This window comes from Microbulbifer sp. A4B17 (genome assembly GCF_003076275.1).
Lineage (GTDB): Bacteria > Pseudomonadota > Gammaproteobacteria > Pseudomonadales > Cellvibrionaceae > Microbulbifer.
Genome location: NZ_CP029064.1, coordinates 4,463,532 through 4,475,904, shown reverse-complemented (window position 1 = coordinate 4,475,904; position 12,373 = coordinate 4,463,532). Strand labels below are relative to the sequence as shown.

Here is a 12,373-nt window from a genome sequence, read left to right as displayed (position 1 = left end):
GGGTGGCTTGGTATCGGCGGGCGGGGGATGAGGAGCATAGTGGGCACGTCCCTGTGCCGCTGGAGCAGGACTGTTTAAGGCTTGTCCTGGACCGAGCGAAGCATTTGCTCGGCCAGGGCGATGGCCTCCTGGCGATCCTTGACGTCCAGCTTTTGGTAGAGGCTGCGAATATGGGTCTTGATGGTGCTCGGCGCCACCTTAAAGTGACGGGCGATTTTTTCGTTCGATAGCCCAGAGTGAATCGCATTGAGTACCTGCCACTCCCTCGGGGTGAGTGGGGAGTGGCGCAGGAAGTCTGGCACGGCATCGCTGGCCAGTATCTCGCGGATAATGGTGTCATCTAGTTCGATGCGAATACCACCGTCCAGCTCCGGCTGCTGTTGTGCCGCTTTGATCAGTTGCTGGGCTTTGCAGGACTCCGCATCTCCCAGGCCATTTTCCAGGGCGGCTTTCAGGATAACGATTAAAGGTTTGCCGATCTGCAGGAAGCTGGCGCGAAAATCCCGTTCGTGGGAGAGAAGTAAGGCTTCACTAATAGCCTCCACAGATTGGGGATATTGCTCCCGCAGCCACAGCAGGTGGGATTCCAGCACCCGGTTGCGCAGGCGATCTGTTTCCAGGCCGCACTCGTTGGCGACTTGTTTCAGGCGGCTCAACAGGCGGTTGGCATCGGACCAGTGGTGCAGCTCAATCATCGCGCGCACATGGTTGCGCCCGTGGCACTGTTCAAAGTGATTGCTGGGTCTGTCGGCGACGGGAGTAGCCTGTTCCAACCAGCTGGCGATGGCCTGCTGATTGCCCAGGGCGCGCCAAGTGCGGATGCGGGTGGCATCGGCGTTGGCGATCCAGTCCCGATGGTAGCGCCCGTCTGTGAGCAGCCGCTCGATACGCTCCAGCCACTCCAGGGATTCCTCTTTCTCCCCCCGGGCCTGGGCGATTTTTAACAGCAGGGTGTACTCTGGCAGCAGCCAGTGCTCGCCGACCCGGCGGTTGATTTGCATACCTCGGCGGGCGGATTGCTCGGCACCTTCCAGATCGCCGGACTCCCATTGCAGCTGGCCGCGCAGCCGGCACACAAATTCCGAGATGGGCAGTGTGGATAGGTGATTTTTCTGCACGAGGGTCTGCACCTTCTCCTGCAGCGTGGACGCTTTCTTCAGCAGGCCCTGGGCAAAGGCGATCTCTGTCTGTTGGCAGATGGCCCAGGCGGCGCTGGGGATATCCCGTTCGGCGATCGCCAGGGCTTCAACTTCCTGCATATAGCGGTTGGCCTCTTGCAAGGCACCCAGGCAGAAGCTGGTCTCACCGGTGACCAGCAGAGCAGAGATTCTCTCGCCCAGCTGGTCTGCGCGGAGTAGGGCCAGGGCTTCTTCAGCATACTCCTTGGCTTGCAGTGTCTGCCCTCGGGCAATGGCCACTTGGGCGCGCATGGTGGCAAAGGCGCCTTCAAAGTCGCGCCACTGTGCCGGGTCCTCCCGCTGCAGCCAGCTTTCGGAGGCCGCCAGGTTTTTCTCGCACAGGTCGTATTCAAAATTCTCCCGCGCCATTTTGGCGGACAGGAGGGTAAAGCGGGCGCTGTGTTGCAGGGCTTCGTCGCCGAGCCAGTCTAGGCAGTCCCGCAGCAGGCGCGACTGCCCCGCGCGCAGAAGCTGTTCCCCTCGATCGTTGAGCAGTTGTTTTAACCGCTCGCGGTCGCCGCCGGCCAGGGCGTGGCGCAGGGCCTCCACCGGCTGGTCTAATTCTTGCCAGGTATCACAGGCAGTGCTGTGCAGTTGCAGCAAGTGTTCGCGGTCATTAATTTGCCGTTGCAGGAAGCGGGCGAAGACCGGGTGAAAGCGGAACCACTGGCGGCTTGAATCCTGCGCCTGCAGGAATAACCCGCGACGCGCGGCCTCTTCCAGCAACTGCTGACCGTCCTGGCGACCGGTAAGGCGCTCCGCCAGTTGGGCATTAACCCGGGTGAGGATCGATGTGCAGGAGAGGAGCTGGCGCAGTTGGGGTTCCAGCCGCTCCAGTACTTCCTCAGCCAGGTAGTCGAGAATATGGCTGTGGCCCTGCTCCAGCTCTGCCAGATAGCGATCCACTTCGTTGCTGTCGCGCACGGATAAAGTGAATAGCTGAACGGCGGGGGGCCAGCCCTCACTGAGATGATGCAGCTGGGCTGCGCGGTCGCCGTCGAGATTAAACGGCAGGCGCTGCATGAGCAGGGTGGCGATTTCCTCAATGTTGAGGGCCAGCTCATTACTGCCCAATTCCAGTAATCGCCCTTGAACTCGCAGGGTGGCCAGGCCCAGGGGCGGTTGGCTGCGACTGGTGAGAACAATACCGACACCGGCGGGGGCATGGCGCAACAAAAAGCGGGTAGTGTCATGCACCTGCTGGTTGTCGATCTGGTGGTAGTCGTCCAGCACGATGCGCAGTTCGCTGGGCAGGCCCCGCAGTTCCGACAGCAGGTGGCTCACCAGGGTTGAGGGGTCCGGGCGCTGGGGCGCGGACAACAACTGGTGAGTCTGGGGGACACCATTGCCGGTCGCCCTGTGCACGCTTTCCACCAGGTAGCGGCAGAATTGGCTCGGTTCATTATCACTGGCATCCAGCGTATACCAGGCGACCGGGTTGTCCTGCTGTGAGGCCCAGGAGGTAACCAGCGTGGTCTTGCCATATCCCGCAGGAGCCGTCACCAACAGCAGTTGATCGCTGTGGCATTGGTTCAGAACCGACAGCAGGCGCGGGCGCGATAGGGCGTGCTCGGGGCAATCCGGCAGGCTGTATTTGGAAGTTAAAAGCATCGCTGCGGGAGGGACTGTTATAAATGTTTGATTTTTGTACAGCCACTATTATGCACCAGGACCCGGGTATTGTTACAGCACTGTAATAGGCCAGCTTTCTGGTGATTCCGCCTCTTGGGTGGCAAATTGGAGTGGCGCCGGTTTAGCTTTGGGCAGTATATTACTATTCGGGTTAAATCGGTCATCTCAACCCGTCGCAATGCAGTTTCTGCGGCTCACTAGTGGGTACGTTAGTTCATATTTACTGTGATGTATCCACACCGGCTCGTAAAGGGATGCATTACTGTGCAGCTTCCCCTCGCGCCACTTTCAGTATTTTTTCGATTTTTCTTTGGCAGTGAGAATGCCCCTTGTGCGGGTTTTCATCAATGTTCATTCAATTAAAAAAGCCGAGCGCTGCGAAGGCGCCGATAGAATAATAAGAAGAGGAAGCCATGGCGGATATCGTAATCCTTGCTGCTGCGGGTATGGGGGCTGTGGATAACACGTTTGCAAAGCCACTGTTTTCGGCATTGGAAACCGAGCTTGGGGAGGAGTGGTCGCGTCTCTACTGCGCTGAATTACCCGGCCTGGAGCACTTCCAGAGCAATATCGAACGCACCTTTGAGAGTATGCAGAAACGCGAACTGGACTTCCTGCGTGCACGAAAATATTTACTCCTGGGGATGTCGCAGACAGCGGCGCAGTCCGGCAATGTGGATCGTCGGGATAACAACTACGAAAAGACCCAGCGCGAGATCTATGCGGCGCTGGCCAAGGCCGCTGATCAGGTTGATGACCGGGCTCCGGTGATATTGATCAGCCATTCGGTGGGTTGTATCAACCTATCTAATTACCTCTGGGACGCCCAGCGGCCCAATGTCAGTTGCGGTGTTTGGCGTGAAGGCGGTCCCGCGGGAGTTCACAGAGGGTCGGCGCGTGAGAGGTTTTTGCGCCTCAAGACCTTGAGCCATTGGTACACCCTGGGGCCGACAATGCCCCTGTGGTGTGCCGATCGACCGCGGGAGCAAATTCAGGCGGTCACCTCCAATACCCGGGGATACAATTTTCGCTGGAAGAACTTTTATCACCCCAATGACCTGTTTGGCTGGCCCCTTAAACCCCTGAGCCCCTCCTATAACCAGGCGGTGTGCCGTGATTATGAGACTTGTTCGCTGAGCGATCACGGCGCTTTGAGTTCAGTGGCTTTTCCCTCGCCCCCTGAGGATTACTGGCGGAACCCGATAGTTGTTGAGCAGCTGATAGAGGATGTGCGCTCCCTGCTCAAGACAGTGAATAAGCCCGCTCATCGGCATCCTCAACCCTCTCAGCAGGCTCTCGCGGTATAATCCCCAATTACCTCAACAGTCTCCTGTAAAAGATGAAGGGCCGTTTTTTTATGTCGCTGCAATATCACCTGGTTCCGGTTACTCCTTTCCAGCAAAACTGCTCGTTGCTGTGGTGTGAAGACAGTAAGCGCGCGGCTGTTGTCGACCCCGGTGGCGATCTCGATAAGATTCTGGCGGCGGTGGAGGAGCGCGGTCTCAAGCTGGAGAAAATCCTGCTCACCCACGGCCACCTGGACCATGTAGGCGGCACTGCGGCGTTGTCCAAGCAGCTCCAGCTGCCGATAGAGGGGCCGCATAAAGGCGATGATTTCTGGATTCAGCAGTTGCCCATGCAGGCGCAGATGTTTGGTTTCCCCGCTGTCGAAGTATTTACTCCAGACCGCTGGTTGGAGCAGGGAGATACGGTTACTGTAGGGGATCAGGAACTGGAGGTGCACCACTGCCCGGGCCATACTCCCGGCCATGTGATTTTCTTCCACCGCCCCAGCCAGTTGGCTCTGGTGGGAGATGTTTTGTTTGCCGGTTCGATCGGGCGTACGGATTTTCCCCAGGGAGATCACGATACCCTGATTCGCTCTATCAAAGAGCGCCTATGGCCGCTGGGTGATGAGGTTCAATTTGTACCGGGGCATGGCCCCATGTCCACTTTTGGCCAGGAGCGCCAAACCAATCCTTTTGTCGCCGACAAGCGCTTTGGTTAAGTGATACCTGGATTCCAATAACAGGCGGGAAGTACAGCGCCGGGAGTCCCATTTTATGTTTGCAGGAAAAATACGTCTTTTTCTCGTTTTGCTGGTGCTGGGGTTAAGCGGCTGCGCAGTAATTTCCGAAGAGGAGTGCCGCGCGGGGCTCTGGTATGAGCGGGGCCTGCAAGACGGCGCTCGCGGTCGCTCACAGTCGCTGGTGTACGATATTGCCCAAGAGTGTGACAGTTACGACATGCATGTGGATAGCGATGCATGGCTGCAGGGCCATGAAGAGGGTATAGAGACTTACTGCACTGCAGAAAATGGCTATCACCAGGGGCGTAGGGGACGTAATTACCAAGGAGTTTGCACTGGCCCTACTGCTGATTTGTTTTTACAGAATTACGAGCGCGGTCTCGCCGAATACCGCATAGAGCAGCATTACCAGCGCCTTTTGTGGCGCCGGGATAATTTAGAGCGCGAGTTGCTCTCCCTGCATTACGCCTATCGGAACACTGATAGTGAAGCCCAGGCCCAGGCATTGTACTTGCAGCGCAGCCGCCTTCGCTGGGAGCTGCGGATGTTGGATATGGAGTTGTTTCGTTACGGCTTGTTTGGTCCCACGCATTTAACGCCCGGCTATTATCCCCCCGGATTTTTTTCTGCCAGATTATTTTATTGGTAAGTAAAAAAATTGTTGGTCCTGAATATATGTAAAGAAGTCCGGGTTAATGCTCCGGTATCACACGCACAAGAGATTTATTGTAATGGCAATTTGGCATTTAGATCCTTCACTGGAAGAACTGAACCAGGGAATATCCCAGTGCATGCCCGGCTACCTGGGAATGGAAATTACGGAAATTGGCGATGATTACCTGGAAGGGACCTTGCCCGTAGACCATCGCACTCGCCAGCCCTTCGGTATTTTGCATGGTGGTGCCAATGTCGTATTGTCGGAGACGCTGGGTTCCATAGGTGCCAACCTATTAGTAGATACCAATAAATTTTATTGTGTCGGTCAGGAAGTTAACGCCAATCATCTGCGCCCTGTCCCGGAGGGAGAGGTTCGTGGTCGTGCAAAACCCGTGCATATTGGGCGCAGCAGCCAGGTTTGGGAAATTCTGATCTATGCACCCAATGGTAAACTCAGTTGTATTTCTCGCATTACCATGGCCGTTGTAGCTCATGGTGCCTAGTACTATCTCTTGGGTCGCGAGTGGAGGTTCCGCTTGAAACAGGCCCAGGACTTTATTTTTGAAGATATTCCCTATCGCTTGGTGCGTTCGAGCCGGCGCAAGCGTCTGGGGCTGGTACTGTCTTCCGGTGGTGTGGAAGTGCGAATTCCACAGCGTTGCGCAGCGCGCTACGGGCATGAATTCCTGCAGGAAAATATCCAGTGGGTGAGAGCGCAGTTACTCGCAGCCGACCGGCGCGCCGCGCAGGTGCCGCAATATCAGTACGCCTTTGGTGAGAGTTTTCCCTGGCTGGGACAGCAGCTTCCCTTACAGCGTGCGACAAGCAGCAAATGTGCCGGTATTGGCGATGGTGCTATCAGGCTCTATACCCGCTATCGCCAGCCCGATAATACGCAGCTGCAAACTGCTTTACAACGCCTTTACCAGCGGGAAGCATTGGCATTATTAACGCAAAAATCCCATGTATTGGCCGAGCAGCTGGGGTTAAGTATTTCATCAGTAAAAGTCCGTCGCACCAAAAGCAAGTGGGGTCACTGTAGTATCCGCGGTGAGCTGCAGTTTAACTGGCTTGTTTGTCTCGCTCCTGAGCCTATAGTGGATTACCTGGTGGCTCACGAAGTCTGCCATTTGCAACACCATAACCACAGCCGCGCTTTCTGGGATTTGGTCCAAAGTGTGTGCCCCAGATTTAAAGAGTTGCGCCGCTGGTTGCGCGATAACGGTCACCGTCTGATCCTGTAACTTTTCTATTCTTTAGTTGTACTGAATTCTCCCAATTAATTATGAGTAAGAAGCCCCGTTTTATTACTGGCCGCAAGCCGGTTAAAAAAAACTTGCCGAGCCGCGCTGAAGCGACAATAGAAAAATTTAGTCACGATATGCGCGGTATTGCCCGGGTAGGTGGCAAAACGGTGTTTATTGATAGTGCCTTACCGGGAGAGCAGGTTAAATTCCGCTATACCGCACGGCGCGGCCGTTTTGATGAGGGAATTGTTGAGGAAATCCTATCGGCTTCAACGGATCGGTGCGCGCCGCAGTGCGCCTATGTGGATTCATGTGGAGGCTGTTCGGTTCAGCACCTGGAGCCATCGGCACAAATTATTGAAAAGCAAAAAGTTCTTTTGGATCAGTTGTTGCGTTTTGGCGGTATTGAACCCGAAGAAATACTGCCGCCGTTAACTGCTGATGTCTATGGTTATCGGCGCAAGGCCCGTATCGGCATTCGCAAATTAAAAAAGTCACAGGGTGGCGAGCTGCTTTTTGGTTTTCGAAAAAAGCACAGCAATGATTTGGTAGATATTGATGAGTGCCCGGTACTGCATACAAAAATTGCTGAACATTTAGGATCGCTAAAAAAACTTGTTGGCGAAAGTGAAGGCCGGGCAAACTTTTCTCATCTGGAAGTGGCGGTTGGAGATGATGTGACAGCTCTGGTGCTCCGCCATTTAAAACCCCTGTCAGATAAGGACTTGGCGCTCTGGTTAGCATTTGCTAAAAGTACTAGTATACACCTGTATATACAAGGTGGCAGTGATGCTTCACTGGAGAGAATCTGGCCGACAGAAGGAGCTGCTTATCTAAGTTATCAGTTGCCGGAATTTGACCTGACGCTGAGATTTAAACCGCAGGATTTTGTGCAGGTAAATTTTGCGATAAATCGGCAGATGGTGAGTCGAGCCGTTAAGTTACTCGATCCGCAATCCTCCGAGCGCGTATTGGATTTATTTTGTGGACTGGGGAATTTTACCCTGCCATTGGCGCGTCGTGCAGCGGAAGTGATCGGGGTCGAAGGTGTCGGCGCTTTAACTCAAAGGGGCGAGGACAATGCCGCTTTGAACCAATTACACAATGTTTACTTTTATTCTGCCGACTTGAACGAAAAAATGGCAGGTGCGCCTTGGGCTGAAGCAGGTTTCGATAAAATCCTGTTGGACCCACCGAGGGACGGCGCTCTGGAGGCTGTGCGCGGATTGGCGCGATTTTCTGCCAGCAGGATCGTCTACGTCTCCTGTAACCCTGCCACCCTGGCTCGGGATGCCGGTGAATTGGTGAAGTTGGGGTACCGGTTGAGTAAGGCGGGTGTCATGGATATGTTTCCCCATACCGATCATGTTGAGTCGATGGCGGTATTCGACAGAATTTAGGGCCTATTGAGGCCGGGAAAACTAACGTAAACTGCGGTAAAACCGTTTAAGCGAAGTTGTTATGCAAAGCGAAACCCTAACCGATAATTTTGAAGATAATTGCGCGCGCTTTTTGCCTGAAGCTGTCGGCCAAGGCTGCGTCTGGGCCCTGCAGGGTGAGGAGGGCTTTGCACTTTGTGAGTCTGAAAAGCGGGCCGATACTGAGGTTATGCCCTTTTGGTCGCAAAGAGAATTTGCACAAGACCACTGCGAAGGAGACTGGGCTGACTATGAGGCAGTGGCAATTGACCTGGAAGAATTTATGGATGACTGGCTCACCGGCATGCATGAAGATGTCTTATTGGTGGGGATAAACTGGAACGCCGAACTGGAAGGGGTTGAGGTGGAGCCCCTGGACCTGCTGGAGCAGTTGGAGCAAGAGCTGCAATAAACTGCGCCATAGTGCCTCACCCAGTGGATAAAAATTACTCAACGGGGTGTCTCAAATGGGGCAGATTCTTGGCTTGCGCAAAACAGTCTACGGAGTTGCCAACATTACCGAGGCTGTGGCCTGGTATACGCAGGTACTCGAACAAAAACCCAGCTATGAAAGCGATAGCTATGCGGCGTTTAGTATTGGTGATTGCGAGCTCGGATTAAATGCCGATGCGCGCAGTGCGATCAGCCGGGCCGATGGTGTAGTTGCTTACTGGCAGGTTTTGGATTTGGCCGCGCAGATTGAGCGACTCGGCACTATGGGGGTGCGGCAGCACACGGATATAGAGGAAGTTTCTGGACGTGTGCTGATGGCGAGCTTTCTCGACCCCTATGGCAATGTTTTCGGATTGATTGAGTACCTGCAAACGCCCATTGAGAGATAGGACCATTAAACGGAGCAGTTCCTGTGGATAAGCCGCCCATTTCCAGATTTCGTTCCCCCAATCGAAGTTTTGCTGCGGAAAGCCTTGCGCAAATTGGGCGGGGTTATGTGGTTCCGGATCGAGTGGCTTTAATTACCGGCTGCTCAAGTGGTATTGGGCGGGAGCTGGCTCTGGCACTACATCGCCGGGGAACCATAGTGATTGCCACTGCGCGCCGCCCGGAAAGTTTACAAGAGCTGGCGGACCTGGGAATTGCAACAGAGGCCTTGGATGTGAATTCCCAGGCGGATATCAATCGAGTGGTTCACGCAGTAAAAGCGGCATACGGGCGTCTCGATATTTTGGTCAATAACGCCGGTTACGGTCAGATGGGGCCGCTGCTGGAACTGGACACGCGAGCACTGGAAAAGCAGTTCCGAACCAATGTATTTGCCCCTCTCGCTCTGATTAGGGCCTGTGTACCTTTAATGCGTTCGGAGCAGGGCGGAATTGTGTGTAATATTGGCTCGGTTTCCGGGGTAATGCCCACACCTTTCTCCGGTGCCTATTGTGCTTCTAAAGCGGCCCTACACTCCATTTCTGATGTTTTGCGACTTGAACTAAAACCCTTTGGTATTCGGGTAATGACGGTGCAACCCGGTGCGATTGCATCGGAATTTGGGCGTCACGCCGAAACTTCCCTGCGTGGTCTTTTACCTCCCGATTCCTTGTATAAGCGGCAGGAGGAGGTTGTCAGGGCTCGTGCCCAGGAGTCCCAGCAAAATGCCACTCTAGCCAGTACACTGGCGAAAAAACTGGTGCGCGAGCTGCTGCGCAAGCGTGCCCGCCCCCTGGTACGTATTGGCAATCGAAGCAGCCTGTTGCCCTGGATGGCCCGCTGGCTGCCGCGCAGTTTTAGGGATTGGGTTTTAATGCGGCGATTTAAGCTCAATCGACTCATTCCAAAAACCTGAAAACTGCTATGCTATTTTTGCGGTAGTTGACTGCTATCACTTAACCACTGCTGCACTTCTTTGTAAGTACCACGAAATAAAATTTCTTGGTTAGCTTTTTTCATAATGTGGTCGTAGCTACCATCGTAATAGTCTTGTAGCAGTGATATCACTACCGGAATGTAGGCCTCACTATTATTGCTTTTCAGTAGTTCACGGTTGGCTGAATTCAGAGCCTCGTCCAGCTGCTTGTAACGTAGCCCACCTAAGCGTTTGCGGATTTTATTTAGGTTGAAGCGCAGTTCTTCCCCCAAACTTTCTGCAGGGGGTTTTTCACTGCCAGTAAAACGGTTGAGTCCTTCACTGATATAGTCGCGCACAATACGTTGTGCTCGGGCTTCCACTGGTTCCTCAACGAGTACTCGTGGGGCTGTTTTCATGGCAGCTTGCAGTACGTGTGGCAGGGCACAGCGTCCAATCAACCGGCTTTCATCCTCGATAACGACACTACCAGGACTCTGGGAAAGTTTTAGTAAATCAATGCTGAGCTTATTTTCAAAATTGATCTGTGACGGTTGCTGACTGTTGGTACGGCCAAAGCTGGAACCTCGGTGTTTAGCGATACCCTCTAGGTCTACAGATCGTTGAACCAAATTGATCAGCTCTGTTTTACCGCTTCCCGTGTGTCCTGCGATTACCATAAGAGGAAGATTTTCACACTGCTTTTCCAGCTCTGACAGCAGAAAACTACGCATTGCCTTGTAGCCACCTTTTACCATTGGATAGTCAATGCCTGCCTCGCGCAGCAACTTTTGTGCGAAGCGCGAGCGCAGCCCTCCCCTAAAACAGTAGAGATAACCGTCAGGGTAGTGATCGATAAAACTTTTCCAATAAGTGAGGCGAGTTGCCAGTATCTCTTCTGAAGCTAGTTCCCATCCCAGATTAATTGCGGCCTGCTGTCCATTATTTTTGTATGTAGTACCAATTAATTCACGTTGGCAGTCATCCAGTAGAGGGTGGTTATCTGCAGAGGGAAATGCGCCACGGGTAAATTCTACAGGTGCGCGCACATCCAAGAGGGGAGTATCCTCTAAAAAGAGCTTTGTAAAATCTGCAGTATCTGTCCGCAAAACAATACTCCAATTCACTTTTGATGGTTTTAGATCTTGATTGTAACGCTATTAGATATCGGGGCCTACTAATAATGAAATGCGTTATAGATGATGGACAAAATCAGAGAAAGTGAATTGCCTATATAAGTCAGCTGCTCGTATTTTTAAGCTCTATGTTTAAAAGTACTGCAATTTTTGTTTGATTGAATACTTGGCGATTGTATTTAATTTGGGAGGCCAACTTTATCCACTATTTAAGTTTTTTTAGTGTGCCGTTTGATTTCATTAGTTTGTTGGAAAATTATCTGGTCTTCTTTTTTTATTATTTTTTGACTTGTATCTAATATGCGGTCATATATTTTTTATCATTTGGTGAATATCCATCAGGATTGAAGTAGGTTCTATGTGTTGGTTTTTCCAAAAAACATTAAATTCGAGCTATCAAACAAATGTGCAGGAAATAAGATTCCCAAGTTGTTTTTTATTGGTTTGTGAGGCGTCTTTGATGTGGGAAAATTTCTCTTTCCATTTTTCTTATAACAGATCTATTTTGCATATATGGAAGATTGGTGGTGAAAATAATCTTTTAAAGACGTTCTTCGCTGGCCTTTCATTTTTTCAGATCCCTCAAGGGTGAAATATATGCGGGTAGATTTTAGTTTGCCCCCTTGTTAAAGAATTAAAACGGAAAATTTGATAAAAAATGTCAAAAAAATATATCTATATCCCGGTAAACAGTGAGGAGATGCAGGAGTTTGCGAAAGACCTGGCAGCTGCTTGGAAAATTCCTGTAAATCAGATTTTGGCAAATAAAGCAACCTCTGGATGTGGCAAGGCCATGTATCGATGGGTGGATAAATGCCTTAGTAAATTAACTGCGGCAGATACGCTTTATATCGTTACTCATGGTACTGGAGCCGCTGATGGAAAAGTGATTGGTGCAGAGCGATCAGTCGGCAGCAACAAGCAGAAAAAAGTAGTGGAAAGGGGCACGGTTTCCTGGGAAGGGGGAGAGTGGAAAACTTATACTCCAGAGCAGTTGGCTACTACTCTCACAAAAGAAGGTCTACCCGTAAATTTTGTTGACCTGCATGTTTGCGCCTGTGGTTCGGGTTATGATGGAAAAAAATTAAGGCCCTGGGCTCAACGTCTACAGCAGCAAATGGTTGGTACATATTCAAGCATTAAAGTGACTGGCTATTTAGGCTGGTTTTCATGTAGCACTAATAAAGTTTGTATTAAAGTGGGACATGAATTTTTTCCTATGGAGGAGCGTGCTGTTACTTTCTCTTAGGGTTGGAATTATACGTAGTAGTCGTATTATAT

The 12,373-nt window shown here is 52.1% G+C and carries 12 protein-coding genes; 10 read left to right on the top strand and 2 right to left on the bottom strand.

All coding sequences use genetic code 11. From position 1 onward, the window contains the following. Positions 1–74 precede the first annotated feature (74 nt). On the bottom strand, positions 75–2,789 hold the full coding sequence (gene malT, locus BTJ40_RS19615) for an HTH-type transcriptional regulator MalT (RefSeq protein WP_108734666.1): 2,715 nt from the start codon (positions 2,787–2,789) through the stop codon (positions 75–77). Positions 2,790–3,223: 434 nt separating this feature from the next. Here malT and BTJ40_RS19610 point away from each other — a divergent pair, with 434 nt between their 5' ends. The 9 genes from BTJ40_RS19610 (at position 3,224) to BTJ40_RS19570 (ending at position 9,956) form a co-directional block, all read left to right on the top strand. Then, positions 3,224–4,117, top strand: a complete 894-nt coding sequence (locus tag BTJ40_RS19610; RefSeq protein ID WP_108734665.1) for a hypothetical protein — start codon at positions 3,224–3,226, stop codon at positions 4,115–4,117. A 50-nt stretch (positions 4,118–4,167) separates the two neighbouring features. Beyond that, positions 4,168–4,818: an MBL fold metallo-hydrolase gene (locus BTJ40_RS19605; RefSeq protein WP_108734664.1), complete on the top strand. Its 651-nt coding sequence runs from the start codon at positions 4,168–4,170 to the stop codon at positions 4,816–4,818. 55 nt (positions 4,819–4,873) lie between these two features. Beyond that, positions 4,874–5,488, top strand: coding sequence for a DUF2799 domain-containing protein (locus BTJ40_RS19600; RefSeq protein ID WP_108734663.1), 615 nt, complete (start codon positions 4,874–4,876; stop codon positions 5,486–5,488). A gap of 82 nt (positions 5,489–5,570) precedes the next feature. Beyond that, positions 5,571–5,999, top strand: coding sequence for a hotdog fold thioesterase (locus tag BTJ40_RS19595; protein WP_108734662.1), 429 nt, complete (start codon positions 5,571–5,573; stop codon positions 5,997–5,999). A gap of 33 nt (positions 6,000–6,032) precedes the next feature. After that, on the top strand, positions 6,033–6,740 hold the full coding sequence (locus BTJ40_RS19590) for a M48 family metallopeptidase (RefSeq protein ID WP_108734661.1): 708 nt from the start codon (positions 6,033–6,035) through the stop codon (positions 6,738–6,740). 41 nt (positions 6,741–6,781) lie between these two features. Continuing rightward, positions 6,782–8,143, top strand: a complete 1,362-nt coding sequence (gene rlmD / locus BTJ40_RS19585; protein WP_108734660.1) for a 23S rRNA (uracil(1939)-C(5))-methyltransferase RlmD — start codon at positions 6,782–6,784, stop codon at positions 8,141–8,143. A gap of 61 nt (positions 8,144–8,204) precedes the next feature. Beyond that, the gene (locus BTJ40_RS19580) at positions 8,205–8,573 is read left to right on the top strand and encodes a DUF2750 domain-containing protein (RefSeq protein WP_108734659.1); all 369 of its coding nucleotides are present in this window, start codon (positions 8,205–8,207) and stop codon (positions 8,571–8,573) included. A 55-nt stretch (positions 8,574–8,628) separates the two neighbouring features. Then, the gene (locus BTJ40_RS19575) at positions 8,629–9,003 is read left to right on the top strand and encodes a VOC family protein (protein ID WP_108734658.1); all 375 of its coding nucleotides are present in this window, start codon (positions 8,629–8,631) and stop codon (positions 9,001–9,003) included. A 23-nt stretch (positions 9,004–9,026) separates the two neighbouring features. After that, positions 9,027–9,956, top strand: a complete 930-nt coding sequence (locus BTJ40_RS19570) for an SDR family oxidoreductase (protein ID WP_108734657.1) — start codon at positions 9,027–9,029, stop codon at positions 9,954–9,956. A gap of 11 nt (positions 9,957–9,967) precedes the next feature. On the opposite strand, the gene mnmH is transcribed toward BTJ40_RS19570, so the two are convergent. Next, the gene (gene mnmH, locus BTJ40_RS19565) at positions 9,968–11,065 is read right to left on the bottom strand and encodes a tRNA 2-selenouridine(34) synthase MnmH (protein ID WP_157954173.1); all 1,098 of its coding nucleotides are present in this window, start codon (positions 11,063–11,065) and stop codon (positions 9,968–9,970) included. Between the two features lie 685 nt (positions 11,066–11,750). Between mnmH and BTJ40_RS19560 the strand changes: the two genes are divergently transcribed. Further along, positions 11,751–12,341 carry a hypothetical protein gene (locus BTJ40_RS19560; protein ID WP_108734655.1) on the top strand — a complete coding sequence of 197 codons (591 nt, stop codon included), beginning with the start codon at positions 11,751–11,753 and terminating at the stop codon, positions 12,339–12,341. The last annotated feature ends 32 nt before the right edge of the window (positions 12,342–12,373 follow it).